At 66.3% G+C, this 26,618-nt stretch carries 23 protein-coding genes and 1 pseudogene; 15 read left to right on the top strand and 9 right to left on the bottom strand.

Going from position 1 to position 26,618, the window contains the following annotated elements; genetic code table 11:
* Positions 1 to 79 precede the first annotated feature (79 nt).
* On the top strand, positions 80 to 2,896 hold the full coding sequence (locus tag CHINAEXTREME_RS19780; protein ID WP_238593325.1) for a PAS domain S-box protein: 2,817 nt from the start codon (positions 80 to 82) through the stop codon (positions 2,894 to 2,896).
* Between the two features lie 52 nt (positions 2,897 to 2,948).
* On the opposite strand, the gene CHINAEXTREME_RS19775 is transcribed toward CHINAEXTREME_RS19780, so the two are convergent.
* Entirely contained in the window at positions 2,949 to 4,292 is a 1,344-nt protein-coding gene (locus tag CHINAEXTREME_RS19775) for an IS200/IS605 family transposase (protein ID WP_010546709.1), read from the bottom strand.
* 39 nt (positions 4,293 to 4,331) lie between these two features.
* Between CHINAEXTREME_RS19775 and CHINAEXTREME_RS21595 the strand changes: the two genes are divergently transcribed.
* Positions 4,332 to 4,475 carry a hypothetical protein gene (locus tag CHINAEXTREME_RS21595; RefSeq protein ID WP_007140500.1) on the top strand — a complete coding sequence of 48 codons (144 nt, stop codon included), beginning with the start codon at positions 4,332 to 4,334 and terminating at the stop codon, positions 4,473 to 4,475.
* A 368-nt stretch (positions 4,476 to 4,843) separates the two neighbouring features.
* Positions 4,844 to 7,308: pseudogene (locus CHINAEXTREME_RS19770) on the top strand (DNA topoisomerase I).
* Positions 7,309 to 7,341: 33 nt separating this feature from the next.
* On the opposite strand, the gene CHINAEXTREME_RS19765 reads toward CHINAEXTREME_RS19770, so the two are convergent.
* Together CHINAEXTREME_RS19765 and CHINAEXTREME_RS19760 are read right to left on the bottom strand one after the other, a co-directional pair.
* Positions 7,342 to 8,100, bottom strand: a complete 759-nt coding sequence (locus CHINAEXTREME_RS19765; protein ID WP_007140502.1) for a TlpA family protein disulfide reductase — start codon at positions 8,098 to 8,100, stop codon at positions 7,342 to 7,344.
* 278 nt (positions 8,101 to 8,378) lie between these two features.
* Complete coding sequence (locus tag CHINAEXTREME_RS19760) at positions 8,379 to 9,065, bottom strand: TlpA family protein disulfide reductase (protein ID WP_007140503.1); 687 nt, start codon at positions 9,063 to 9,065, stop codon at positions 8,379 to 8,381.
* Positions 9,066 to 9,294: 229 nt separating this feature from the next.
* Here CHINAEXTREME_RS19760 and CHINAEXTREME_RS19755 point away from each other — a divergent pair, with 229 nt between their 5' ends.
* On the top strand, positions 9,295 to 9,912 hold the full coding sequence (locus tag CHINAEXTREME_RS19755; RefSeq protein ID WP_029601610.1) for a class I SAM-dependent methyltransferase: 618 nt from the start codon (positions 9,295 to 9,297) through the stop codon (positions 9,910 to 9,912).
* 45 nt (positions 9,913 to 9,957) lie between these two features.
* Here CHINAEXTREME_RS19755 and CHINAEXTREME_RS19750 read toward each other — a convergent pair whose 3' ends face one another.
* The gene (locus CHINAEXTREME_RS19750) at positions 9,958 to 10,563 is read right to left on the bottom strand and encodes a TlpA family protein disulfide reductase (RefSeq protein WP_007140505.1); all 606 of its coding nucleotides are present in this window, start codon (positions 10,561 to 10,563) and stop codon (positions 9,958 to 9,960) included.
* A 154-nt stretch (positions 10,564 to 10,717) separates the two neighbouring features.
* Between CHINAEXTREME_RS19750 and CHINAEXTREME_RS19745 the strand changes: the two genes are divergently transcribed.
* Positions 10,718 to 11,392 carry a LysE family translocator gene (locus CHINAEXTREME_RS19745; RefSeq protein WP_007140506.1) on the top strand — a complete coding sequence of 225 codons (675 nt, stop codon included), beginning with the start codon at positions 10,718 to 10,720 and terminating at the stop codon, positions 11,390 to 11,392.
* 24 nt (positions 11,393 to 11,416) lie between these two features.
* Here the strand turns inward: CHINAEXTREME_RS19745 and CHINAEXTREME_RS19740 are convergent, their stop codons facing one another.
* Together CHINAEXTREME_RS19740 and CHINAEXTREME_RS19735 are read right to left on the bottom strand one after the other, a co-directional pair.
* Positions 11,417 to 11,989, bottom strand: coding sequence for a DUF7332 family protein (locus CHINAEXTREME_RS19740; RefSeq protein ID WP_007140507.1), 573 nt, complete (start codon positions 11,987 to 11,989; stop codon positions 11,417 to 11,419).
* A gap of 172 nt (positions 11,990 to 12,161) precedes the next feature.
* Positions 12,162 to 12,836, bottom strand: a complete 675-nt coding sequence (locus CHINAEXTREME_RS19735) for an HD domain-containing protein (protein WP_076738772.1) — start codon at positions 12,834 to 12,836, stop codon at positions 12,162 to 12,164.
* 221 nt (positions 12,837 to 13,057) lie between these two features.
* Here CHINAEXTREME_RS19735 and CHINAEXTREME_RS19730 point away from each other — a divergent pair, with 221 nt between their 5' ends.
* The 3 genes from CHINAEXTREME_RS19730 to CHINAEXTREME_RS19720 all read left to right on the top strand — a co-directional run bounded on the left by CHINAEXTREME_RS19730 (position 13,058) and on the right by CHINAEXTREME_RS19720 (position 15,645).
* The gene (locus CHINAEXTREME_RS19730) at positions 13,058 to 13,474 is read left to right on the top strand and encodes a cobalamin B12-binding domain-containing protein (protein WP_007140509.1); all 417 of its coding nucleotides are present in this window, start codon (positions 13,058 to 13,060) and stop codon (positions 13,472 to 13,474) included.
* On the top strand, positions 13,471 to 14,613 hold the full coding sequence (meaB, locus tag CHINAEXTREME_RS19725) for a methylmalonyl Co-A mutase-associated GTPase MeaB (protein WP_007140510.1): 1,143 nt from the start codon (positions 13,471 to 13,473) through the stop codon (positions 14,611 to 14,613). The genes CHINAEXTREME_RS19730 and meaB overlap by 4 nt, the downstream gene beginning before the upstream one ends.
* Before the next feature lie 63 nt (positions 14,614 to 14,676).
* Complete coding sequence (locus CHINAEXTREME_RS19720; protein WP_007140511.1) at positions 14,677 to 15,645, top strand: alpha/beta fold hydrolase; 969 nt, start codon at positions 14,677 to 14,679, stop codon at positions 15,643 to 15,645.
* Positions 15,646 to 15,669: 24 nt separating this feature from the next.
* Here CHINAEXTREME_RS19720 and CHINAEXTREME_RS19715 read toward each other — a convergent pair whose 3' ends face one another.
* On the bottom strand, positions 15,670 to 16,068 hold the full coding sequence (locus CHINAEXTREME_RS19715; RefSeq protein WP_007140512.1) for a Zn-ribbon domain-containing OB-fold protein: 399 nt from the start codon (positions 16,066 to 16,068) through the stop codon (positions 15,670 to 15,672).
* Complete coding sequence (locus tag CHINAEXTREME_RS19710; RefSeq protein WP_007140513.1) at positions 16,065 to 17,234, bottom strand: thiolase domain-containing protein; 1,170 nt, start codon at positions 17,232 to 17,234, stop codon at positions 16,065 to 16,067. Before CHINAEXTREME_RS19710 ends, CHINAEXTREME_RS19715 begins: the two co-directional genes overlap by 4 nt.
* A 244-nt stretch (positions 17,235 to 17,478) precedes the next feature.
* On the opposite strand from CHINAEXTREME_RS19710, the gene CHINAEXTREME_RS19705 reads away from it, so the two are divergent.
* Both CHINAEXTREME_RS19705 and CHINAEXTREME_RS19700 read left to right on the top strand, forming a co-directional pair.
* A complete protein-coding gene (locus CHINAEXTREME_RS19705) occupies positions 17,479 to 18,558 on the top strand; it encodes a M42 family metallopeptidase (protein WP_007140514.1) in 1,080 nt (359 codons plus the stop codon).
* Between the two features lie 69 nt (positions 18,559 to 18,627).
* A complete protein-coding gene (locus CHINAEXTREME_RS19700) occupies positions 18,628 to 19,788 on the top strand; it encodes a plastocyanin/azurin family copper-binding protein (RefSeq protein WP_007140515.1) in 1,161 nt (386 codons plus the stop codon).
* Positions 19,789 to 19,906: 118 nt separating this feature from the next.
* On the opposite strand, the gene CHINAEXTREME_RS19695 is transcribed toward CHINAEXTREME_RS19700, so the two are convergent.
* Positions 19,907 to 20,458, bottom strand: a complete 552-nt coding sequence (locus tag CHINAEXTREME_RS19695) for an SRPBCC family protein (RefSeq protein ID WP_029601609.1) — start codon at positions 20,456 to 20,458, stop codon at positions 19,907 to 19,909.
* A gap of 158 nt (positions 20,459 to 20,616) precedes the next feature.
* On the opposite strand from CHINAEXTREME_RS19695, the gene CHINAEXTREME_RS19690 reads away from it, so the two are divergent.
* From CHINAEXTREME_RS19690 to CHINAEXTREME_RS19670, 5 genes are all read left to right on the top strand, one after another.
* Complete coding sequence (locus tag CHINAEXTREME_RS19690; protein WP_029601608.1) at positions 20,617 to 21,408, top strand: NAD(P)/FAD-dependent oxidoreductase; 792 nt, start codon at positions 20,617 to 20,619, stop codon at positions 21,406 to 21,408.
* A gap of 53 nt (positions 21,409 to 21,461) precedes the next feature.
* Positions 21,462 to 22,709 carry a bifunctional phosphopantothenoylcysteine decarboxylase/phosphopantothenate--cysteine ligase CoaBC gene (coaBC, locus tag CHINAEXTREME_RS19685; RefSeq protein WP_007140518.1) on the top strand — a complete coding sequence of 416 codons (1,248 nt, stop codon included), beginning with the start codon at positions 21,462 to 21,464 and terminating at the stop codon, positions 22,707 to 22,709.
* Positions 22,710 to 22,939: 230 nt separating this feature from the next.
* The gene (locus CHINAEXTREME_RS19680) at positions 22,940 to 23,488 is read left to right on the top strand and encodes a DUF7344 domain-containing protein (protein ID WP_238593399.1); all 549 of its coding nucleotides are present in this window, start codon (positions 22,940 to 22,942) and stop codon (positions 23,486 to 23,488) included.
* Positions 23,489 to 23,640: 152 nt separating this feature from the next.
* Positions 23,641 to 24,207 (top strand): hypoxanthine/guanine phosphoribosyltransferase, encoded by a 567-nt coding sequence (gene hpt / locus CHINAEXTREME_RS19675; RefSeq protein WP_007140520.1) that lies wholly within the window; start codon positions 23,641 to 23,643, stop codon positions 24,205 to 24,207.
* Between the two features lie 437 nt (positions 24,208 to 24,644).
* On the top strand, positions 24,645 to 26,585 hold the full coding sequence (locus CHINAEXTREME_RS19670) for an ABC transporter substrate-binding protein (protein WP_029601607.1): 1,941 nt from the start codon (positions 24,645 to 24,647) through the stop codon (positions 26,583 to 26,585).
* Positions 26,586 to 26,618: the final 33 nt, after the last annotated feature.

Genomic DNA, 26,618 nt, shown 5'->3' with positions numbered 1-26,618 from the left:
GGCTCGATACATTCACGACGTTCGCGAAAAGCGGCCGAAAAGTTGAATTATCTATCACACAGCGTGTCGACATATATCGATGGGAGGGGGATCCGTGGAGACGGCCGTTCGGCGGGACGGAGCGATGGACCCGGTGACAGTACTCGTCGCAGCGGCCGACCCGGATCGGGGGCGGTCTGTGAAGGGGCGACTCGAGCGGGCCGAGGAGTCCCTGACGGCGACCGTCGAAACCGGCGAGGGCGCGCTCGCGGGGATCGATTCCAGAGGGGTCGACTGCGTCCTCTGTACGGAGCGGTGGGTGGCCGCTGCCGACAACGGCGTGCGGGGTGATCTCGAGCACATCCTCGAGCGCGACGCGGACCGCATGACGCCGCCGATCCTGTGTCTCGGCGACGGGGATACCGTCTCGCCGCGGGCGGCGCTCGAGGCGGGACTGACCGACTACGTGCTGGAACCGTCCGGCGGCGACCCGGAGTCGCCCGGGGCGGATCGAAACGCCCTTCTCGCGCGCCGGGTCCGGAACGCCGGGGAGCGCCACCGGGCCGAACGGGCGGCGACGGAGTACCGATCGATCTTCGAGGCCCTGCCGGACGCCGTCGTCGTCCACGACGCGGCCGGCAACTACTCCCACGCGAACCGGCGCGCGACCGAACTGCTGGGGTACGATCGAGAACGGCTCCTCGAGGAGACGACCGTCGCGGACGTCGAGACCGAACTCGGCCCCGACGACCTTGAGTCCGAGCTCCGGCGGATCGATCCCGGGGACGCGTTGACCCTCGAGGGGCGGAACAGGCGCGCCGACGGGACCGAGGTGCCGGTCCGGGTGAGCGTTCGACGGAGCGAGGCCGACGACGATCGGTACATCGGGGTCGTCCGCGACGTGACGGAACTGCGGGACAGGGAACGGGAACTCGAGCGGAGCCTCGATCTCCTCGAGAAGACGGAGGAACTGGCCGACGCCGGCGGCTGGGAACTCGATCTCCGGACCGACGACCTCCGGTGGACGAACGGGACACGGCGGATCCACGCGGTCGACGACGAGTTCGAGCCGACCCTGGAGCGGGCGATCGAGTTCTACCACCCGGACGACCGCGACCGGATCGACGCGACGATCCGGGCCGCGATCACGGAGGGGACATCGTTCGACGAAACGGCCCGGATCCTCACCGCCGACGGGACGACCAAACGGCTCCGCTTGCGCGGCGAGGCCTACTGTGAGGACGGGAGAACGGTCCAGGTCCGGGGCGCGATCTGGGACGTCACCGAACGACACCGACAGCGCCAGGAGATCCGCGCCAGCAACGCGAAACTCGAGGCGCTCGCGACGGCGTTCCCGGACGTCGCGCTCGTCCTCGACGAGGAGGGACGCTACCTCGAGGTATACGCGAGCGAGGAGTCCGAAGCGCGGCTGATCGACGCTCCCGAGGCGATGGTCGGCGAACCGGTCGAAGACATCCTTCCGCGGCGACAGGCCGAGACGATCCGGGAGGGCGTCGAGCGCGCGGTCGAGACGGGCGCGACCCAGACGGTCGAGTACCGGCTCGAGGTGCCGGCCGGAAACCGGTGGTTCGAAGGGCGGATCGCGCCGGTCGGCGACCGCATCGGCGGCTCGAGGGCGGTCGTGCTGGTTGCCCGCGACGTGACCGAGCGCAAAGAGACCGCAGCGGAGCTCCGCCAGCGGGAGGCCCACCTCGAGCAGGCCCAGGCGGTCGCGAACATCGGCAGTTGGCACATGGACGTCCCCTCGGACCAGATCTACTGGTCCGACGAGGTCTACGAAATCTTCGGCCTCGAGAGGGAGGACGGGCCGATCGACCACGACCGCTTCATGGCTCACATCCACCCCGACGACAGGACGTTCGTCGATCGGGAGTGGGAGGCGGCGAAACGGGGCGACACCTACGACGTCGAACACCGGATCGTCACCGCCGACGGCGGAACGAAGTGGGTCAGACAGAAGGCCGAACTGACGTTCGACGACGGCCAGCCGGTCAGCGCCGTCGGCGTCGTCCAGGACGTGACCGATCGCAAGGAGTACGAGCGCCGCCTCGAGTCCCAGAACGAACGACTCGAGGTGTTCAATCGCGTCATCCGTCACGACCTCCGCAACCGGATGAACGTGATCGAGGGGTACGCTTCGATGCTCGAGGACCGCGTCGATGACGAGAACTCCTTCGCCAGCCGAATCCGCATCGCGGCCGAGGAACTGCTCTCGGTCGGCGAGGAGATCCACCGAGCGAACCGACTCGTCACCGATCCGTCGCACGATCGCCGTCCCGTCGACCTCCGTGCCGCCCTCGAGAGCGCGCTCGACTCGCTCCGGGAGCGATACGAGGAGTTCGGGTGTACGATGACCGCGCCGGAGTCGGCGTGGGTCCGCGGTGCGGATGGGATCGAAGTCGCGCTCGAGAACGTCCTCGAGAACGCGATCGAACACAACGACGCGGCCCGGCCGCGGATCGAGATCGATGTGGACGTCGACCCGAACGCGGACGCCGACGGGAACGGGAAAAACGATACAGACCGCGACGATGCGATCGAGGTGACGATCGCCGACAACGGACCGGGCATCCCGAAAAGCGAGCGCGAACTCCTTACCGGGCGAAAGGAACGATCGCAACTCGAGCACACGAGCGGGCTCGGCCTCTGGATCGCCACCTGGGTCGTCTCGAGTCTCGACGGGGAACTCGAACTCGCGGAGAGGGAGGGAGAGCAACGCGGCACCGTCGTCCGTATCCGACTCCCCCGAACGGAGCGCCGATCGGCCGGCGGTTCGCCCTCGGATCCGGACCACGAATTCGGTTCGGGATCGAAACCGACCACGAACTCGACCGGGAACACGAACGCGAACGCAGGCATCGAGCCGGGCCCCGCCCGACCGTCCCGCGACGGATGACATCCTCCGCGCCGTAAACGGCGCGGTTTCCTCCGTGGGAGTCTCAGCCGGTCTAAGACTCGCCGGAAGCAACATTCCCGTCACGGTGGACGGTACTCGGGTCTGTGCGCTGTTCTTTGGGATTTGAAGAAGCGTCTGTGGTTGAACGCCATTGATGGTTGTCCCACTCGAACCGCACGGGCCGTGCCATCGGCCTGACTGCTTGCTCTGTGTGCCGCTTCAGGAACGTCTCTGAGGCTGTAAGGTCGGCGTGTCCCTCGAACCCACACGGACAGGTGAGCGTATCCTGATGCCGTGTCGTTCGTTCTGTCGAACCACACTGCGGGCACTCTTGACTGGTCCACGCTTCCGACCGCACCTCCACCGACATACCGTATTCCTCAGCAGTACACGCCAGTCGTTCGGTGAATTGCTTGAACGCCCAGAAGTTGTGGGTCTTGGCGTTCGTCTTGACCGACCAGTGGGTTTCGAGTACGTCGGTCAAGCCACCGATGTACACCGTGTCCACACCGTCCTCGTACAGCCGTTCTAGCAGGTCACGACACAGTGCTTCTTGTGCGTGGTCGCGGCGACGAGTCCGTTTCCGGTACAGCCGCCGGATGCGCTCGCTACTGTATCGGCCTTCCCGTAGTTTGGACTGCAACCGGGCGATTTCTCGTGTCGTGTCACGGAATCGCTGGAACAACTCACGGCCTTCGTACAGATATTGCTCGCCGGTCGTCGTGGTACAGGCAACGAGATTGTTTGCACCAATGTCCAGAGCGGCCTTGTGGTCGGCCAGTGGAGTGCCCCGTGCATCGTCAGAAACAGTTACGGGTTGGGAAGCTCGGAAGGTGCTATCAGTCTCGTCGTACCACAGTTCTAACCGGCTCTGGTCCGTGTAGTCGGGCCAGTTCGGATCGCCAACAATTTCCAGTCGGAGACGGCTTTTCGGGCTGTTGTGTCTGTCCCGGAGTTCTTTGCCGACGACCATCTCAAGTCGGGAGCGGTCGCCCCATTCGACCGTGTAGGCGTCCTTTCGGACGACGCCTTTGAGAACACGTCCATCGTCTTCGTTGCCACGGAACCCCGGCGGTTCCGGGTGTTCAGTAACCGACGTGTTCGGCTCGTCGTGAAACTTCTTCTTGTTCTCGAAGAAGCCGCGCCACGCTTCGCTGTTCGCTCGCCGGACAGTTTGAGCGGTGGACGCGCCGAGAACACCTTTGTATTTCCCTTCGAGAGCGCCGGTATCGGCGTCCCATACGTCGCCCTCGAAGCCGTCTTCATCGTTGTAGCGCATGAGGCGCTGGTAGTTGATCTCGTTCCAGAGAGCGGCGGAAGCGTCCAACAGGTCGCGTAGCACCTGCTCATCGTCGTCGGTGAGCGGTCGCACGGCGAACGTGTTGGTACGCTTCATCCAAAGTATAATGGGTCCCAATGTCTAATAAGTCTACCGATGAGGCCAAACATCGACATTGACTGGGCAATCCACGGACGAATCAAAGACTACGCAGAAGCGAACGACATGAACCTCTCGGAAGCCTATGCAGAGGTTTTAGAAGCGGGACTCGATACATTGGAGACTCACGACCAGCAGTAACGCGGCGGTTTTTCACCAGAGCTTACGCGATTCACTCCCGCCCTGCTCAGTCCTCGGTTCCGACTGAGCGACGGAACCCTCGTCCTTCGCGGGAAGGGCGGGATTCTCTCGCTGATTCAAGATAGTTCGCCGCCGGCACGGGAGCTTTCGGTCTCGAGTGTGCGGTCTCGAGCGTGGCACCCCCTGACGGCTTCAGGCCGAGATCGGCGCGTGCCCGCGCTGCCCAAGCGGGCGCGCGCCGCACGCACACCCGCGCTGTCTGTCGGTTTGGCCCCGAAAGGGTTATCAGATCCTCCATCGTAGCGGCCGACGATGAACGACACGCCTCGCCCGCGCGAGCCGACCGCCCGCCACGGAGGTGATCCGCCGTGGAACTGATCATCACCGAGAAGGACAACGCCGCGAGACGGATCGCCGACATCCTGAGCGGCGGGACCTACGACTCGAGCCGCGAGAACGGCGTCAACGTCTACGAGTGGGGCGGCAAGCGCTGCGTCGGGCTGTCGGGCCACGTCGTCGGCGTCGACTTCCCCGCGGAGTAAACATCGTCGCCACGCTGCGGATCCTCGCGCGCAAGGCAAACCGCGTAACGATCGCGACGGACTACGACCGCGAGGGCGAACTCATCGGCAAGGAGGCCTACGAGATCGTTCGGGACGTCAACGAGGAGGTACCGATCCGGCGCGTTCGGTTCTCATCGATCACCGAGAACGAGGTGCAGGACGCCTTCGAGAACCCCGACGAACTGGACTTCGACCTCGCGGCCGCAGGGGAGGCCCGCCAGATCATCGACCTGATCTGGGGCGCTGCCCTGACCCGCTTCCTCTCGCTGTCGGCCGGACAACTCGGCGACGACTTCATCTCCGTCGGCCGGGTCCAGTCGCCGACGCTGAAGCTGATCGTCGACCGCGAACGCGAGATCCAGGCGTTCGATCCCGAGGACTACTGGGAACTCTTTGCGGATCTCGCAAAGGACGACACGAGCTTCGAGGCCCAGTACTTCTACCGCGACGAGGACGGCAACGAAGCCGAGCGCGTCTGGGAAGAGGCGACCGCCGACGAGGTCTACGAGACCCTCGCCGACCGCGAGGCGGCGACGGTCGTCGACGTCAACCGCCGCACGCGGACCGACACGCCGCCGACGCCGTTCAACACGACCCAGTTCATCCGCGCCGCGGGCGCGCTGGGCTACTCCGCCCAGCGAGCGATGTCGATCGCCGAAGACCTCTACACCGCCGGCTACATCACCTACCCGCGTACGGACAACACCGTCTACCCCGACGACCTCGAGCCTGCGGACCTGCTCGACGAGTTCGTCGGCCACTCGGTGCTGGGCGACTCGGCCGAGTCGCTGCTCGAGGACGCCGATGACGAAATCGAACCCACCCGAGGCGACGAGGAGACGACCGACCACCCGCCGATCCACCCGACCGGCGAGATCCCCTCGCGGGGCGACGTCTCCGACGACGAGTGGGAGATCTTCGAACTCGTCGTCCGGCGGTTCTACGCCACGGTTGCCGACGCCGCGGTCTGGGAACATCTCAAGGTCGTCACCGAGGTCGACGAGTATCGGCTCAAGTCCAACGGCAAGCGGCTGGTCGAGCCGGGCTACCACGAGGTCTACCCGTACTTCAGTACGGCGGAGAACTACGTGCCGGACGTCGACGAAGGCGAGGAGCTTCGCCTCACCGACGTCGAACTCGAGGAGAAACAGACCCAGCCGCCCCGCCGTTACGGCCAGTCCCGGCTCATCGAGACCATGGAAGACATGGGGATCGGAACGAAGAGTACCCGCCACAACACCCTCGAGAAGCTGTACGACCGGGGCTACATCGAGAGCGATCCGCCACGGCCGACGAAGCTCGCGATGGCGGTCGTCGACGCCGCCGAGAACTACGCCGACCGCGTCGTCAGCGAGGAGATGACCGCCCAGCTCGAGGCCGACATGGACGCCATCGCCTCGGGCGAGGCCGACCTCTCCGAGGTCACCGACGAGTCCCGCGAGATGTTAGAGGAGATCTTCGCGAACCTCGCGGAGTCCCGCGACGAGATCGGCGATCACCTCCGCAAGTCGCTCAAGGACGACAAGCGCCTGGGCCCGTGTCCCGAGTGCGGCGAGGACCTGCTCGTGCGCAGCAGCCGCCACGGCTCGTACTTCGTCGGCTGTGACGGGTATCCCGACTGCGAGTACACGCTGCCGCTGCCCTCGACTGGCAAGCCACTCATCCTCGACGAGGAGTGTGAGAAACACGGGCTGAACGAGGTGAAGATGCTCGCCGGCCGACAGACGTTCGTCCACGGCTGTCCGCTGTGCAAGGCCGAGGAGGCCGGCGAAGGGCCGGTCCTGGGCGACTGTCCCGAGTGTGGGGAGAGCGCGACGGCGGAGTCGTCGCGAGACGAAGGCGGTGAAACCGCCGACGAACACGGCGGCGAACTCGCCGTCAAGACCCTCCAGAACGGCTCGCGGCTCGTCGGCTGTACGAGGTATCCGGACTGCGAGTACTCGCTGCCGCTGCCACGCCGCGGCGAGATCGAAGTCACCGACGAGCACTGTGAGGAACACGACCTCCCCGAACTCGTCATCCACAGCGGCGACGAGCCATGGGAACTCGGTTGTCCGATCTGCAACTATCAGGAGTTCCAGGCCCGCGAGAGCGAGTCGGGGTCCGACCTCGAGGCGCTCGACGGTCTCGGCGCGAAGACCGTCGAAAAACTGGCCGACGCGGGGATCGAGAGCATCGACGACCTGACGGACGCCGACCCGGACGCGGTCGCGGAGGCCGTCGACGGCGTGTCGGCCGACCGAATCAGGAGCTGGCAGACCGAGGCCTGAGCGCCGAGATTCGGGGTAACTCGAGGGGTCGGATCAGGATTCGTCGCTGACGTCGCCGTCGTCACCGTTACCATCCGCTGGTTCCGTCTCGGCTTCCGTTTCGGCTTCCGCTTCGCCTTCCCCATTGTCGTCGGTTTCGTTCCCGTCCGACCCATCGGAGTCGCTACCCGTGTCGTCCGACGAGAGGGCGTCCTCGAGCAGGGGCTCGACGTTCCTGACGATCCGATCGGCGCTGACGACTCCCGTGTCCGTCCACCGGCTGTTTCCATCCTCGTCGACCGCGACGAGGACGGGGTAGCCGACGACCTGGTACTGCGCCGCGAGCGACCGGCCCGGATCGAAGCCGAGGTACCAGTTCCCCTCGTACTCGAGCCACCACTCGCGGAGGCTGGATTCGGACTGTCTGGCGGTGACCGAGACGACGGTCAGCGCGTCGCCGTACCCCGCGTCGACGAGCCGTTCCCGTGCGGCAGCGAGGTGTGGCATCAGTTTCCGGCACGTGCCACAGGCCGGCGAGAAGAACATGACGACCGTCACGCCGTCGTTCGGGACGGGCAGCGTTCCGGCTTCGCTTCCGCGGGCGTCGATCGTCTCGAGTTCGATGGGGCCACCGCTGTCGTTTCCGTTTCCGTTTCCGTCTCCGTCACTGTCGCCGTCACCCCCGCTCGAGTCCGCGGTCGATCCCGCTCCGGAAGCGGTCGCGAAGGACGGCAGGCCGAACCGAAACGTCGCCGCGGCACCCCCGAGGACGCCCGCGCTCGTGACCCCGGCGAGGAGTTCGCGCCGGTTCACCGGTGGCTCACCCCGTCGTTTGGCGTTCGAGTTGCCGGTCCCGGACTCGAGAGGGAATAGTGGAGGGGGCTACCGAGGACGCGGGCCGGTTCGGTTTTCTCGACGCGCACACGCTCGACGCACCCAGGAATCTCGACGGGCACCGTAACGGGACCTGACGAAAGGCCGGGCGGGCGGCCGGTCATACCCCAGTATACTTGCGCCAACGAAAATAGGATACCGGTTCGATCTCGAATTTCGGTCCGGACGATCGCGTCTCGAGTGTGGACTGCTATCGGTCAGTCGTCGTCGCCGTCCGTTTCGTTGGCCGCTGTCTCCTCTTGCTCCGTCTCGTCTTCCGACTCCCCGCCAACTGTCTCGTCTCCCGGATCCTCGCCGACCGCCTCGAGCACTCGTTCGACGTTGCGGACGATCTTCTCGGTCTCGAGGACGCCCTCGTCCTCCCAGCGAACCGTTCCGGAGTCGTCTAGCGCCAGGAGAACGGGGTGGCTGGCGACGCCGTACTCGTTCGCCAGTCTGCGGTCGCCGTCGTACGCGAGGGTCCAGTTCCCGTCGTGTTCGATCCACCAGTCCCGGAGCTGTTCTTCGGTCTGGTGGGCCGCGACCGAGACGACGGTGAGGGCGTCGTCTTCGTCGTACCCGTACATCTCGGCCAGTTGCGCCTGCGCGTCGACGAGGTTCGGCATCAGCGATCGACAGCGGTGACAGACCGGCGAGAAAAACACGACGAGGGCAACGCCGTCGGTCGGGATCGATATCGTCCCGGCGTCGCTGCCTGGAGCTTCGATCGTCTCGAGTTCGATCACCCCGTCCTCGGCGTCCTCGCTCGAGTCGGTCTCGGCGTCGGCCTCCGCCCCGCCGGAACTGCCGTCTCTCGGGGAGCGAAAGCCGCGCCATACGACCGCGGCACCCCCGCCGAGGATGCCCACGCTCGCGACCCCCGCGACGAGTTCGCGCCGCTTCACGCGGCTTCACCTCCCGTGATCGAGGGCCGGACGGACTGCCGGCGTCCGCGACCGTCGACGCTATCGCGGCCGCGCCCTCGAGCGGACCGAGCCGAGCACGGCCGCTCGCGTGCTGGGACGGGGTGGCGAATGCGCATACGTGACACAGGGTCCCGAAAGGAAAATAATCACCGGTGGGGCGACGGGAGGCGTGCCAACCTACAAGACCGCTCGGCTCCTGGTCGCGACCGTGACCGACGACCGAGCGCGGTGGAACGAGAAGTACGACGACCCGGACTTCGACCTTCCCGACGACCCGATCCCGGAACTCGAGCGCCGGATCGACACCGTCCCGGACGGTCGCGCCCTCGACGTCGCGACTGGGACGGGCCGAAACGCGCTTTTTCTCGCCGAACACGGGTACGACGTCGACGCTATCGACGTCTCCGACGCGGCCCTCGAGCGGGCGCGCGACCGGGCCGCCGAACGTGGGGTCGAGGTCGACTGGATCCGGACCGATCTCGCCGAGTTCGACCTCGAGGGGGAACACGCCGGCGAGTACGACGTGATCACGGTGAGCTTCTTCGCCGCGCTCGAGCATCTGCCGGCGCTCAAGGAGGCGCTCGCACCCGGCGGTGTCCTCGTCTACGAACATCACCTCCGCTCGAGCGACCCGATCGAGGTCGGCCCCTCGAGCGACGGTCACCGGTACCGGTCGAACGACCTGCTTCGGGCGTGTCTCGACCTGACGATCCTGCACTACGAGGAACGCCGCCGCGAGGTCATCGGGGGCACTGCGGCCGTCGTGACGCTCGTGGCGCGAAACTCCCGCGGCGGCGCGCAGTCGTATCCGCTGCTGGACGAGTGACTCGAGGAGTGGTGAGCCGTCGTCGGGGATCGGTACCCGTCGGATTCAGTCCGAGTTCGCGCTCGATTCGGCCACGATCGCCTCCTCGACGGTGAACGCGATCGTTCCCGCCCGCATACTGCCTCGGTCACGCCAGCGGACCTCCCCGTCGCCGTCGAGCACGGCGACCGCAGGAAAGCCGGCCACGCCGTAGTACTCGTTGAGCCGGCCGTTCTCGTCGATACCCACCGGCCAATCGCCGTCGTGTTCCCGCCACCAGTCGGCGAGTTCCGCCGGGGTCGGATCGAGTCCCCTCGTCTCGTCGGTCACCGAGAGGAACACGACGGTGCCGTCCGGGCCGAACTCGTAGTCGTCCTCGAGTCGGTCCCTCGCCTCCCCGATCGTCCCGAGGAGTCCCTCGCTCGTCGGGCACTCCGTTCTGGTGAAGTTGACGAGCGTGACGCGTCCCTCCGCCGGTACCGTGATCGTCCCGTCGCGGCTCCCGGGTGCATCGATGGTGGGGATCTCGAACGGCGGTTCGGCGTCCGCTTCGTCGTCCTCGCCCGGCCCGGTCGTCGCCTCCTCTTCGGCCTCCGAACCGTCGTCGACACATCCCGCGAACGGAACGGAGCCGAGACCGCCGGCCGCTACCAGGAGTTCGCGTCGGTTCATCCGTCGCCCCGAACCCGACGGGTCTCCCCAGGATCCGTTGCCACACTCATACGTAGTCAAACGACCGGACAGTAAAGAATCGGGGGGTGCGGAGAAAGCGGAACTCACCGCGACCACTATCCTTTTTACGCTCCCAGGCCGACTCGAGACAGACGTGGCACTGGTAACGACCCTCGCGGGCGCGGTTTTCGGAATCGCGCTCGCCGCACCGCCCGGCCCGATGAACGCGATCATCGCGGAGGAGAGCGTCGTCCGCGGCTGGGCTGCCGGCTTCTGGGCCGGCCTCGGCGCGATGCTCGCGGACGTGCTCTTTTTCGTCCTGACGCTGCTCGGCGTCGTCGCCGTGATCGATCAGTACCCGACGATACGACCGGTCCTCTACCTCGCGGGCGGCGTGCTCATGCTGTACTTCGCCGTCGGCGCGATCTCAGAGGCCCGATCGGCCGCGTCGTTCACGGACGGCGGGCGCGTCGAGTCCAAGGGGTTCCGGAAGACGTTCGCGCTCTCGCTGACGAACCCCTACCAGATCGGCTTCTGGCTCACCGTCGGCGTCGGCCTGCTCGAGTCCGGAACGCTCGACGTCTTCGCTCACGTGCCCGCGGTCGGCGACGCGCTCGCAGGCACGTTGATCGTCGAGACGGGATCGCCGGCGCTGCTGGTCGGCTTTTTCGCCGGTATCGGGGTCTGGATCGTCGCCTATCCCGCGGCGCTGTCGTCGGCGGGGCGGCGGGTCGATTCGCTCGCGCCCGTGATCGCCGCGCTGAGCGCTGCCGTGCTGGCCGGGTTCGGCGCGCTCTTCCTGGCGATGGGCGCGATGGGGCTGCTGTGATCGGTTCCGGACGACGGTCGGCGGTTAACACTCGAGGGTGTCGAACGGCCCCTCGAGAACGACGTCGTCCGAACCCCCGTTCTCGGCGGTCGTATCCACCGTCGGCGTCCGCTCTTCCTCGAGTCCCTTCGATCCGAGGTCGTCGAAGACCGGGAGCCGGAACTCGAACCCCGTAACGACCGCGAACGCCTCGAGCGGGTCCGACGCGAGAGCGCCGACGCCGTCGGCGACGTACTCGGCACCCGCGGCGACCTCGATCGTCGCCGCACCCTCCGCCGAGCCGACGAGTTCGCCGCCGAACGCGGTGCCGGAGTCCGTAAGCGGCCCCAGGTGGAGCCGGACCCAGATGTGGGTATCGTCGCTCGAGCCGATCGTGAACGAACTGCCGCCTGTGAAACAGCCCTGGGTCTCGCGGGCGGTGGCGTTGGCATCCGCCTCCGCTTCTGCCTCGTCGACCTGCCCGACGTTCTCCGCGAGCCGATCGCTCGAGCCGGCATCGACGGCGTCGCCGGCAGCGACTGCGGGACCTGCCAGCAGCGCCAGCAGACAGAGGAGACCGACGGTGAGCAGCGGGGCCGTTCGACGGCTGTGACTCATTACAGGTACGTCGTTCGCTCGGAAGCAAGAAGACAACGGCCGCTTCTCACGCCGTGGAGATCACACTCGTTCGGTGTTCGAAGCGGGAGCGACTCGGGGAACGGCCTGCGTCGATCAGTACCGCTACCGACCTCTCCTCGGGCCCAACCCCGGGGTCGCGGGGAGTCCCGCTTCAGTCCCCGAGCGCGGCGATCTCGTCCTCGAGCCACTCGCGGAACCACTTCACCCGTTTGAGCCGCTGGTGGGCGATGCTCTCGGCGGTGTCGCTCTCGACGCGGGCGGCCGCGTCGTAGCCTCGCTCGAGGACGCGTTCGACCATCTCGTCGGCGTCCATGTGGGTCCGGGCCTCGTACCCCATGCGCAGCAACATGAGGGCGGTCCCGTTGGCACCGATCTTGTCCAGCAGGTCGGCCTCGATGAGACACTGCGTCTCCATGGCGACGTCGTTCAGGTCCCCCTGGTAGGAGTGGTGTTCGACGGCGCGACACACCTGTGTGATGAACGATTCGGGGTAGTCCGCGCGCGACTCGAGGTACTCGCGGGCGACGCGAGCGCCCGCCTCGGCGTGGAGTTCCTGGTCGGTCTCGAGTTTCGCCACGTCGTGAAAGAGGGCGGCGACGCGCGTGACGTCGACGTCCGCGCCCTCCTTCCGGGCGATCTCCTCGGCGAGATCGACCACGTTGAGGATGTGGTTGTGCCGGTACTCCGCGGAGTGCCACGGATACCAGCGCATCCGACCGCCTTCCTCCTCCTTCTCGACGCTAGCGGCGAGGTACTCGAAGACGAACGCCTTCATTTCCTCGAATTCGGCGTCGGACACCCTGGTTTCTTTTATTTCGACGCCCACGAGAGATCCCTCCGCAGTAGACGAACGATAGTCATTGACAGAATGTTCGGTAGTTTCGCTCTTTAGCCTTTGGTTCGGGGTGCTGGACGGCGCGATGACTGTCAGCGTTCCGATCACGACCGCGATTCGTCCCCGAATATCGGCTCCGTCACGGGCGTGTGACCGAACAACGTCCACCAACTTCCGTTAAAGTCAAACATACGGCCCGGGAACGTGGGGGTATGAGCAGCGAACAGGAAGGTGAGTCGATCCGGTGTCTGGTCGCCAAGGTCGGGCTCGACGGTCACGATCGCGGTGCACACGTCATCTCGCGGGCGTTCCGCGACGCCGGATTCGAAGTCATCTACTCGGGACTCCACAAGTCGCCGGACGACATCGTACAGGCAGCCGTCCAGGAGGACGTCGACGTCCTCGGGATCTCCATCCTCTCGGGTGCCCACAACACACTCGTTCCGAAGATCATCGACGGCCTCGAGGAGTACGACGCGGCCGACGACACGCTCGTTCTGGTCGGCGGTGTCATCCCCGAGGAGGACCGCGAGGGACTCAAGGAGGAGGGTGTCGCCGCTATCTTCGGTCCCGGGACGTCGATCGAGGAGACCATCGAGTTCGTTCGCGAAAACGCACCCGAGCGATGACCGAAGGCGGCGACGACGAACGGCTGCTCGAGGAACTGCTCGCCGGGAAACACCGGGCACTGGCCCGTACCATCTCCAAGATCGAGAACCGCGCGCCGGGGTATCGGGACCTCGTCTCCGAGCTCTACGCCCACACCGGCGAGGCCGACGTCATCGGGATCACCGGCTCGCCGGGGGCCGGAAAGTCGACGCTGGTCGACAAACTCGCCGAGGCCTACCGCGAGCGCGGCGAGACGGTCGGCATCATCGCGATCGACCCCTCGTCGCCGTTCTCCGGCGGGGCCGTCCTGGGCGATCGCATCCGGATGGGATCGACCGTCGGCGACATGGACGTCTTCGTCCGCTCGATGAGCGCCCGCGGGACGCTGGGCGGCCTCTCGACGGCGACGGCGGACGCCGTGAAGGCGATGGACGCCTTCGGCAAGGACAAGGTCATCATCGAGACCGTCGGTGCCGGACAGAACGAGATCGACATCGTCCGGACCGCCGACACCGTCGCCGTGCTCGTCCCGCCGGGATCCGGCGACGACGTCCAGACCCTGAAAGCCGGCATCCTCGAGATCGGCGACATCTTCGTGGTGAACAAGGCCGACCGCGACGGAGCCGACCGCACCGTCCAGGAACTCAGGGACATGGTGGCGATGGACGCCGGCGACGGGTTCGGCATGTCGGGAGCGGGTCATCACGGGGCCGACGCGATGCAGATGGACGGTCACGGTCATGGTCACGGACACGGTCACGACGACGGCCACGGCCAGACCCACGACGACACCGACCAGGACCAAGACCCCGAACCCCACGGCGAGGAACCCGACGGCTGGATCCCGCCCATCGTCGAAACCGTCGCCACCCACGGGACCGGCGTCGAGGAATTCATCGACGAACTCGAGAACCACCAGCAGTACCTCGTCGAGTCCGGCACCCGAGCCGAGATGGCCCGAAAGCGGTACGCCGAGGAGATCCGGACCCTCCTGCGCGAGGACGTCCACGGGCTCCTCGAGGACGAACTCGAGGACGCTGGCGGGATCGACGACCTCGCGGAGGCCGTTCGGACCGGCGATACCGACCCGTACACGATCGCGGACGAGGTGCTCGAACCCGTCGAGACGTGTCTCGAGGATCTCGAGCGGGAGGGCTAGCGCGGTTCCCACTCGCCGAATACCAACCGCACTCCTAAGAGCGTCCTCGTCTTATACCCCCGTATGAAAGCCCGAACAGTCCTCGGTACGGCGGTCGGCGCGGTCGGCGCGGCCGTCCTCGGGAACCGGCTGCTCACAAAGCGCGCTGGCGACCTCGAGAACCCGCTGCCCGGCATCGAGCGAACGTACCGCTGGCGGGGGATCGAAACGACCTACACCGTCGCCGGCGACCCGAACGATCCGGACCTGTTGCTGTGTCACGGCCTCTACGCGGGTGCGAGCAGCCACGAGTTCGAACCGATCGTCGAGCGCCTCGCGGAGGACTACCGCGTCGTCGCGGTCGATCTGCCCGGTTTCGGGCGGTCGGAGCGCCCGCCGCTGGTCTACTCGTCGACGCTGTACGCCGAGTTCCTCCGTGACTTCGCCGAGGAGCGCCTCGAGAACCCGATCGTCGTCGCCTCGTCGCTGACCGGCGCGTTCGCCGCGGATGCCGCCGGCGAGACGGAGTTCAGCCACCTCGTGTTGATCTGCCCGACCGACGAGACCGCGCCCGAGCGACCCTGGCTGCGGACCCTCATTCGATCGCCGATCGTCGGGACGACGGTCTTCAACCTGATCGCGAGCAAGCCCGCGATCCGCTACTTCTACGACCGGGACGGCTACTACGACCCCGACCGGATCGACGAGACGGAGGTCGAATACGCCTGGGACAGCGCCCACCAGCCCGGCGCGCGGTACGCGCCTGCCTCGTTCGCGTCGGGGACGCTCGACCCCGACTTCGATCTGGCGACCGAACTCGCGGCGCTGGAGACGCCGACGACGCTGGTCTGGGGCCGGGACGCCGAACTCGTCCCGCTGCGGGAGGGCCGGGACCTCGCGGAGGCCGCGGACCTGGACCTGGTCGTCGTCGACTACGCGACGCAGTTACCACACAGCGAACACCCGGAGCAGTTCCTCGAGTACCTGATGGCAGAGTTGTTACACGCCGGGGCCGACGCGGACGTCGACGTCGATACTGGCCCGGGAGAATAGGACTCGGGTTTCGAGCCGCCGTCGTTACTGCTCTGCAGGTTCGAACGCCACGACCCGCTCGTCCGTCGTCTCCGAAACCGAGACGTCGATCGTCACCTCGAGACCGTTCTCGATCGCCTCGAGGTCGATACCGACGACCTGGCCCGTGATGCGGACGGGGCCGAAGTTCGCGATCGCGGTCGCGTAGGGAGCGTCGTCCTCGAAGGCCGGCGTCGGCACGTGCGTGACGGTGAACGTCTCGATCTCGCCCGTGTCGGGGAGCTCTCGCTCGGCGAGTTCGGTCGCACCGCAGTCGGGACAGACGCGTCGGGGCGGCAGGGAGCCGTGTCCCTCGGGACACTCGAGGTAGTACGCCCCGCCGTTCTCGGCGGCGTCGAGCCAGTCGTCGAAGCCAGCATCCTGGACCGTCTCGTCGTCGGTCATCGTCCCACCTCCTCGAGGACGTGGACGGTCGCGCTCGCGACGGTCCCACCCGCGTTGTGGGCGACGCCGGTCGTCGCGTCGGGGACGTGTTCGCTGTTGGGATGGTCGCCGGCGAGCAGTTTCGTTACTTCGGCGATCTGGGACGCGCCCGTCGCGCCGACGGGGTGGCCCTTCGCCTTCAGGCCGCCCGAGAGGTTGATCGGCGTCTCGCCGTCGGCCGTCGTACGGCCGTCCCGGGCCGCCGAGATTCCCTCGCCGACCTGTTCGATGTCCAGCGCCTCGAGCGCCAGCACCTCGGCGATCGTAAAGCAGTCGTGGACCTCCGCGAGGTCGACGTCCGCGGCGGAGACGCCGGCGTCGGCGTAGGCCTCCTCGCCGGCCTCGCGGGCGGCCGGCGAGCGGGCGAGGTGGTCGCGGTCGTGCAGCGCCAGGCGGTCGCCACCCTGGCCCGTCCCGGTGATCGCGACGGGCGCGTCGAGGTCGTGTTCCTCGGCGTACTCGTCGCTGGTCAGGACGAGGGCGGCCGCGCCGTCGGAGATCGGACAGGAGTCGTACAGCCCCAGCGGCGAGGAGACCTGCGGGGCCTCGAGGACGTCCTCGACGTCGATCGCGCTCTGGTACTGGGCCTTCTCGTTGGTCAGCGCGTTCTCGTGGTTCTTGACCGCGATGTGGGCGAGATCCTCGTGTTCGCCGCCGAACTCCTCGAAGTACGCCTGGGCCATCAGGGCGTACGCTCCGGGGAAGGTCATTCCGGCGCGGACCTCCCAGAGGTCGTCGGCCGCGATCGCCAGGGCTTCGGTCGCACCCGCAGTCCCGAGGTTAGTCATCCGCTCGGCGCCGCCGACGAGGACGACGTCGGCTTCGCCGTTACGGATCCGGACGACGGCGTCCCGGACGGCCGTCCCGCTCGAGGCGCAGGCGGCCTCGTATCTGGTCGCCGGCGCCTGGACGCCGGCGGCCTCGGCCATCAGGGGGCCCTGGTGGCCCTGGTGCTCGGAGAGTTCACCCATGAAGTTCCCGTAGAACAGCGCCTCGACGTCCTCGCGTGGAACGCCGCTGTCCTCGAACGCCGCGACGGTGGCTTCGGCGAACAGGTCACGACTCGTCCGCTCGGGGGTGTTCCCGAACGGGGTCAGCCCCGTCCCAGCAACACGCACGTTACTCATACGCGTACTCTAATGAGTGCAACCGTTAATACTCCGTGGTTAGTATGGAAACCCGACTCGCCGTCCGCGATGCGGTCGGCGGTACGGTCCGCGATTTCCTCGAACGGGACCCTCGAGTGGAGCGGGCTGAACCGGCCCCGTTCGGGCCCCGGGTCCGAACCACTCGATATTACTAATCCGTACCGTCCGAGGCGCTGCGGGCGATTTCCACGCGTTTATATGAGAACCATCCCCACGTCCGCGTATGGCATCCGCTTCGACCCCGTTCGATTTCGATCTGCTTCGCGACCTCACCGAGACGAGCGGTGTTCCGGGCTACGAGGACCGGGTCCGCGAACTCGTCGTGGCCGAACTCGAAGAGTCCGTCGATCGAGTCCGGACCGACGCGATGGGTAACGTCGTCGGGACGCTCGAGGGCGACGCCGATTCGGATTTCTCCGTCGGCGTCGCCGCCCACATGGACGAGATCGGCTTCATGGTCCGCCACGTCGCGGGCGAGGAGGACGAGTACGGCTTCCTCGAACTCGAGGCGCTGGGCGGGTGGGACGCCCGCGTGCTGAAGGCTCAGCGGGTGACGATCCACACCGACGACGGCGACCTGCCGGGCGTCATCGGCTCGCCGCCGCCACACACGCTGGACGAGGAGGACCGCGAGAAATCCCCCGAGGTCGAGGACGTCTTCGTCGACGTCGGCCTTCCCTACGAGGAACTCGAAGAGCGCGTCTCTCCGGGGGACCTCGTGACGATGGACCAGACGACCGAGCGCGTCGGCGAGACGGTCACCGGGAAGGCCCTGGACGACCGCGTCTGCCTGTTCGCCATGCTCGAGGCGGCCCGCCGGATCGAGGACCCCGACGCGACGATCCACTTCTGTGCGACCGTCCAGGAGGAGGTCGGCCTGCGCGGTGCGAAGGCGCTGGGAGTCGACGTCGATCCGGACCTCGCCGTCGCCCTGGACGTCACCGTCGCCAACGACGTGCCCGGGTTCGACGACGGCGAGCACGTCACCGAACTCGGCGAGGGAACGGCGATCAAACTCAAAGACGGCAGCGTAATCACCAGCCCGAAGGTCCACAAGCGGATGCAGTCGGTCGCCGAGGCGGAGGGGATCGACCACCAGCTCGAGATCCTCCCCTCGGGCGGGACCGACACGGCCGGCTTCCAGAATACGGCCGGCGCGAAGCCGGTCGGCGCGATCTCGATCCCGACGCGGTACCTCCACACCGTCACCGAGACGGCCCACGTCGAGGACGTCGCGGCGACGATCGATCTGCTCGAGGCGTTCCTCGAGAGCGAAGGCGGGAGTCACGAGTACACGTTTTAGTCCTCCCCGATCGACTCCTCGCGGACCTTCAGTTTTATATTTTTGTAGAAGTGATTGAAAACTAACTCGATGGGACGACGATACCTCCTCGTCGGCGGTCTCGCCTTCACGGGACTCGCCGGTTGTCTCGATGATACCACCGCAGAGCCCTCCAACGGTCCCCAGGACGAATCCGACGACCGAACGGACGACGACGAAGCCGACGGGGCGGACGACGGCATCCCCGAGGAAGCCCGAGCGGTCGGTAAAGCCACGATCGAGGCGGTCGCCGCCGGTAACGCGACGGAGGCGGCGTCGTACGCCCCGCACGAGTACGTCGTCGACAGCGGTCAAGAGAGCTGGGAGCGGGCCTACGGCGAATTCTGGACTCCCGACGCCGTCCGCTCGATCGCCTTCCGGGGCGAAGCGAGGGATCGCATCGACACGCTGGACCTGTTCGAGGACGGGACGGTCGACGCGGAGCACCAACTCGAGTACGCCCTCGAACTCGAACACGAGGCGACCGGCCAGCGGTACGACCGACGGGCCAGGGCGATCGTGGTCGAAATCGAAGACGAGTGGTACGCGTGGTACCAGGGGGACTCCCAACTGTTCCGTCCACGGACCAACGCTGCGGTCCAGGTCCGGACGGGGGATCTCGGGACGGCCGAAATTACGCTTCTCGACCGGAATGACGCGGCGACCGTCTTCGTGACCGACGGGGACGACGAATCTGCGTTCGATCCCGGCGACTATCGACTCGAGGAACCCGGCGAGACGATCACCATTTCCGCCGAGAACGAGGGCGTCCCCGCGGGAACGTACGAGGTCGTCACCGCGGTCGACGATCCGGCCGAGCCCGGGGCACTGGTCCTCGAGACGGTCTCCCTGGTAGATCCGAGTCCCTGGACCGACGTGACGGAGATCGAACTCGAGGCGAACGTGTCGGGGTGGACCGGCAGCGTACCCGACCACATCGAGGGAGTCGAGAACCCGACGCTCGTCCTCGAGGAGGGCCGAGAGTACACGTTTACCGTCGTCAACGGCGACGGTTCCGTACACGACTTTCAACTCTGGGACGAGAACGAGGGCGTCGTCGACGAGTACGCGACCGATTTCATCGAAGACGACGACGAAACACGTACGCTCACTGTTACGGCAACCGAGGAGTTAGCTGAATACGTCTGTGAACCACACCAGATGACCATGCGCGGCGACGTGGTCCTCCTCGAGTCGTTCGAGGACGAGTGACGATCCGCGGCCCGGATGTCCCGCTCCGACTGGGGGACGATTCCGGTCGAGCCGGTACTGGGAGACAGTAGTCCGTCTGAAATCGCCACGTTTCGAGTCCACTCGGAACGAGACCCGGCTACGGCATCTCGTGGACCGTCAACTCGACCTCGCGGGGTTCGTCCCGTCCCTCGATGTCCGCCACGAGACGCTCGACGACCGTTTCGGCCTCGCGCAGGAGTCGCGGCTGGACCTTCTCGACGACCCAGTCCAGGGAGACGAACCGCGGCAGGGAAATCGCGTCCTTGTTGGCCGAGTAGGGATCGTAGACCGCCTCGAAGTAGATCCGGCTGGGCGTCTCCGCTTCGACGTCGCTTCCGGTCGGGCCGCCGTCGGGGATTGCCCCCGGCTCCGGCTCGACGCGCCACTCCCCGCGGGCGTCGATGTCGTTGACCAACTGCCACTCGAGCGACTCGGGCGGAGAGACCGACGTGACCCGCGAGCGGGCGGTGTAGCTGAGCTTCCACCAGGTCAGCCGGAGGTCGTAGACCGATCCCGCGTCGCCGTCGCCGTGGACGGCAACATCTTTCAGGTGTTCGGTGTAGCGGGGGTACTCGGTGAACGACCGCACGTACGGAAAGACCTCCTCCGGCGGGCGGTAAGCGACGGTACTGAGGAGAATTCTGTCCACGAAGGGCATACGTGCGGTTCGAAAGTAAGAGTTACTCTCCGAGCGGAAGGGGACGAATCGGCGTGTTCGCGGCGACGGAGGGGCGGACCGAGTCGTCCCCGGGTCGACCGAGCGGACGAGGCGGCAAGTTCTATAGGCGTGCGGGCGAACGCCGCGGTATGCGAGACGTTTGCATCGTCGGCGGGGGTGTCTCCGGCCTCGCCGCGTCGATCTTCACTGCACGCGCGGGGCTGGACACGTTCGTCATCAGCGAGGGACCACGTCCCTCGAGCAGCCGGACGCAGTCCGGCGACGACGGCGGCGAGTCCATCCTCGCGCGCAACGCCAGCCTCGAGAACTACCCCGGCTTCCCGGACGGCGTCGACGCCCGCCAGTACCTGCGACTCGTCCGCGAGCAGGCCCAGAACGCTGGCGCGACGTTCGAACTCGGACGGGTGGCCCGCGCCGAACCGGTCGCGGAATCCGACCTCGAGCAGGGGTTCGTCCTCGAGACTGAGGGCGGCGACCCCCTCGAGGCGCGACGGGTGATCGCGGCCTCGTGGCCCGACAGCGACTACCTCGAACCGCTGGACGTCGGCCGGGTTCAGCGGGGGAGCAAGCACTTCGTCTCGGTCGACGATGGCGGGCGGACGGCGGTCAACGGCGTGTACGCGGCGGGACGGATCGCCGGCGAGCCACACCAGGCGATCGTCGCGGCCGGTCACGGTGCGAAGGTCGGCCTCGCGGTCATTCACGACTCGGACGTCAGCTTCTATCACGACTGGGTCACCCCCGAGGGCTACTTCACCGGACGCGGACGGGAAGTGCCGCCCGGCTGTGAGGAGATCGACGAAGAGGAACGAAAACGCCGCGACGAACGGGCGCGGGAGACGATCCTCGAGGCGTTCGCGGAGCCGTTGGACGAGGAGCCGACGATGCACCCGAGCGTCGCGGACTCGAGCGACGAGTAGAATCGACGACGCCCCGCTACGCTTAACATACCGCGAACGAGAGTTCGGGACGAATGCTCGAGGGAGTCAACGTCGCGCTCGGGGTAACCGGATCGATCGCGGCAGTCAAGACGGTCGAACTCGCCCACGAGTTGCGACGCCGGGGTGCCGAGGTCCGGGCCGTGATGACCGACAGCGCGCGCAGCATCGTCCACCCGTGGGCCGTCGAGTTCGCGACCGACAACGACGTCGTCACCGAGATCACGGGCGCGGTCGAACACGTCGAACTCTGCGGTCGGGACGGCTGGGCCGACGTTTTCCTGATCGCTCCGGCGACGGCCAATACCGTCGGCAAGATCGCGAACGCAGTCGACGACACGCCGGTGACGACCTGCGCGACGACCGCCCTGGGCGCGGATACGCCGGTCGTGATTGCCCCGGCGATGCACGAACCGATGTACGACCATCCGGGCGTCCTCGAAGCGATCGACGCCGTCGCGGAGTGGGGCGTCGACTTCGTCGATCCACGCCTCGAGGAGGAAAAGGCGAAGATCGCAAGCGAGGAGGCGATCGTCTGTGAGGTCGCCCGCGCCGCCGGCGACCGGCCGCTCGAGGGCGAGCACGTGGTCGTTACGAGCGGCGCGACCGCCGAATCGATCGACCCGGTCCGCGTGCTCACGAACCGGTCGTCCGGACGGATGGGCCGGGCCGTCGCCCGGGCCTGCTACGTCCGCGGCGCGGACGTGACGCTCGTCCACGGGGTCGTCGGCCCGCAGTCGCTCGAGCGGTCGGCCGCGACGGAGATCCCGGCGTCGGTCCCCTACGCCGACGTCCGGGAGGTCGAGAGCGCCACCGAGATGCTCGCAGCGACCCGCGAAGCGTGTCTCGGCGACGGGACCGGAAACGGCACACACGAAACCGGGGCCGACGCGCTCGTCTCCGCCGCCGCGATCGGCGACTACACGGTCGAGACCAGCGACGAGAAGATCCGCTCCGGGCGAGACTTAGAACTCGAGTTCGAGCCGACGCCGAAGCTCATCGACGAGATTCGCGCCGACCGACCGGAACTCCCGATCGTCGGGTTCAAAGCCGAGACCTCCGGGGACGAAAGCACGATGATCGATCGGGCACGCGAAACGCTCGAGCGGACCGACCTCGCGTTCGTCGTCGCCAACGACGCGAGCGTGATGGGCGCGGACCGGACGAAGGCGCTGTTCGTCCACGAGAAGGACGCCGCCAGGTACGAAGGGACGAAGGCGGGGCTGGCCGGCGAAATCGCCGATTCGCTCGTCGCGATATTGGGGGACGACCGGCCGGACTGACCGACAGTCACCGTGGCGTGGTATTATATAGGAGGCGTTCCTGCCACGAACTGATGGGTGAACGGGCAGAATCGGGGGTATCCCCGATCGACACCGCGAGGTGATCCGTGGTGGCACAGACACAGCGAAACGACAGCCGTAGCCACGAGGACGGCGAGAGCGGGGCCGACGGAGACAACGGTTCTGCGGCCGCCAGCGGAACCGAGGCCGATGGGTCCCCCACCGATCGCATCCCCGATCTCTCCAAGGGTGAAGTCTTCGAGGTGCTGCGCAACCAGCGCCGGCGGTACGTCCTCCACTTCCTGAAGCGGGACGAGCGACCCGTCGAACTCGGCGACCTCGCCCAGCAGATCGCGGCCTGGGAGTACGAGACGACCCTCGAGGGCGTCACCCCCGAACAACGCAAACGGGTGTACACGACGCTCCAACAGACGCACCTGCCGAAGATGGACGAGGCCGGCATCCTCACGTTCGACTCTGATCGCGGCGTCATCGAGGCGACCGACCGCACCCGCGACATCAGTGTCTATCTCGAGATCGTGCCCGGTCGGGAGTTCGCGTGGCGGGAACTGTACCTGTCGCTGGGTGCGATCAGTTGTGCGCTCGTCGCCGCGCTGTGGGTCGGAATCTACCCACTGACGGTCCTGTCGACGCTGACCTGGACGGCGATCATCGCCGTGACGGTTACCGCAACTGCGATCGCTCACATCTATCACGAACGGCACATGCGGCTCGGTCACGGCGAGCAACCGCCGGAGTTGAGCTACGGCGGGGAGTAACCGTTCCCCCGGGCTGGTTTTCCCTCGAGGCATTCCCTTCAGGAACGGTGATTGAGGGCGGGTGCGTCCGCCGCGTCGCGTGTCGACGGGTATCACGTGGCGACGGCGCCACGTATCGTCAACTTTTACTCCGATACCGACCGACCGACGACATGGAACAACTGAAGCAGTCGCTCCTCGACGCGCCGATCATCGAGAAAGACGGATATCACTACTTCGTGCATCCGATCAGCGACGGGCTTCCGAAACTCGATCCGGGCCTCCTCCGGGAGATCGTCATCGGAATCATCCGAAAGGCCGAACTCGAGGACGTCGACCGGATCGTCACGCCGGCGGCGATGGGGATCCACATCTCCACGGCGGTCTCACTGATGACCGACATTCCGCTGACGGTCATCCGCAAGCGCGAGTACGGGCTCGAACACGAGGTCGCGATCTCCCAGAAGACGGGGTACTCCGAGAACGAGATGTACATCAACGACGTCCGCGAGGGCGAGCGCGTACTCGTGCTCGACGACGTGCTCTCGACCGGCGGCACGCTCGCGTCCGTCCTCGACGCCCTGGACGAGATCGGCGCGGAGGTCGTCGACACCGTCGCCGTCATCAAGAAAGAGGGCGGCGAAAACAAGGTCGACGACGCCGGCTACGACGTCAAGACGCTGATCAACGTCGACGTCGTCGACGGCGAGGTCGTCATCGTCGACGAGACCGGCGACTGACCGTCTTCTCCCGTCGCGGCTGTTGACGCCGAACGCCGTCCCACCGTAGCGACCGACGCCGAGATTCAGGGACTCGAGCGGATCGAACGTCTCTCCGTCACACAACCTCGAGGTCGAGGTCGAGGTCGAGGTCGAAATCGGAGTCGGAGTCGAAGTCGGGCCGTCGTCGGTAGCCTGCAAACGGCCGAACGGAGAACAGGAGCCAGCGTGTCCTCACCGCCCTTCGCGCGGACGACTCGCCCCACCGGCCACCCGATTCTCCTTTGCAGGCCGGTTTCTATTTGTACACTTCGAGTGTGCATTCTGTCCGATAGTTCATTTAAACAGTAGAAAACAACAGGTGCGTTTGTCGCAGGGGGATACCGGAGAAAACATAGGGAGTCTCGAAGCGAAGAAAAACAATACAACTATAAGGTAGGATTCCCCATGAGGGACTCATGGTGCAGAATAACAATCAGTCGGGACGCGATATCAACCGACGTCAAGTCCTACAGGGGGTAGGCGGTGCTGGCATCGTCGCAGTCGCCGGGTGCCTCGGTGATGAAGAAGAGGAAGGAGATGCGCCGTTCCAGATTCAGCTGGAAGTCAACGCTGACAACGACGACCGCGTTCAGATGGTGGAGCTGATCGCGGAGTCGATGGAACAGACCGGTTATTTCGATACCACGATCGAGACCTATGAGTGGAACACGTACGTCGGACGTCTCCTCGACACCGAGTACGCCGAACGCGGCCACATCGCGTGCATCGGCCTGTCGGGAACGTTCAACCCCGAGAGTTTCTGTAACGCCCTCCACCACTCGAGCAACCACGGGCAGTGTTGTAACCTCCAGGGGATCAACGATCCCGAGCTCGACGAGATGATGGACGACGCCCGGTACGACATGGACGTCGTCGACGACCCCGAACTCCGTGCCGAGCGCTACGACGAGGTCTGGGAGCGACTCGCCGAGAACCGATACAGCTCGATCACCCACTTCGACCTCCTCGCGCCTGTAATGTCCAACGACCTGCACGGGTACAGTACGTACCCGTTCACGGAGGGACTGTTCAGTTACGGACTCTACGCGCCCGAGGACGAACAGGTTTCCTGGCTCGACCGCGACAGCGACGCCACGCCGGAGGAGACGGGCCTCGGCGACCTGCAGGAAGGCGGAACGCTTCGGATCGGTGCCGGCGCGAACGTCGACTCGTTCGACCCGCCGTACAGCAACGACACGACGTCGACGATGGCCCAGAACTTCGTCTTCGAGCAACTCATTACCTCCGACGCCGACGGGAACGTGTATCCGTGGCTCGCCGAGGACTACGAACTCGTCGAGACCCAGGACATCGACCGGACCGCCTACGAGGAGTACATGATCTCGGTCGGTGCCGACGACGAAGGCGTCCTCGACACCGACGAGCAGATCATCGTCCAGCACCCCGAAGACGATCCGTTCGGGGACGACGAGGTCCGCGTCCTCACGCCCGAACAGGCCGGCGAGGCCGTCGCTGACGGCACCTTCGGGATGCAGTTCCAGTACGACATCCGCGAGGGCGTCGAGTTCCACAACGGCGAGGAACTCACCGCCGAACACGTCGTCCGCTCCTACGAGCGCTACGAGAACTCCGACCTCTCGGCCCAGACGTTCGACTCCGCGCTCTACGTCGAGCAAGTCGACGACTACACCGTCAACATCTACGCGCAGGTTCCGGACGCCGAGGCCGAGCGGGAACTCCCCGCCGTCTACATCCACTCGCTGGAACAGGTCGACCTCGAGGGCGGCGACCTCGACCCGCGACAGGGTAACGAACCCATCGGTACCGGCCCCTACGAGTTCGAGGAGTTCGTCGACGAGCAGTACGCCGAGTACTCCAAGTTCGACAATTACTGGACCGAGGAACTCGGCGTGGACTCGATCGACTGGTTCGATGGCCCCTCGGAGTTCCCCGACGGTCCAGTCATCGAGGATATCGAGTTCGAGATCGTCCCCGACGACGCGACCCGATCGGGTGCGCTCCAGAACGAGGAGATCGACGTCACCTACGGGCTCGCGACGGCGACGCTTGACGACTTCGACCAGTCCGACGGCTTCTTCATCGACGCCGTCGAGACCGGTGGCTACGAGTACATCCAGTACCCCGTCAACGTCGAGCCGTGGGACGACGAGCGCCTCCGCACTGCGGTCAACCATCTCGTCCCGCGAGAACGGATCGTCGAGAACGTCCTCAACGGCTGGGCTCGACCGGCCTGGACCGACATCCCGCAACTCGCCGAGGAGAGCGGGACCGCAGACCCCGAAGCGCTCGAGGCGGAGATCAAGCCGACCAACGAGTACGACCCCGACCGCGCGGAAGAACTGCTCGATGAGGTAGTCGAAGAGTACGACCTCTAAGGTCGAAACCGCCCGCTATCCCGCAATTTCGTA

Source organism: Halobiforma lacisalsi AJ5 (assembly GCF_000226975.2).
Classification (GTDB): domain Archaea; phylum Halobacteriota; class Halobacteria; order Halobacteriales; family Natrialbaceae; genus Natronobacterium; species Natronobacterium lacisalsi.
This window is presented reverse-complemented; position numbering and strand designations above follow the sequence as displayed.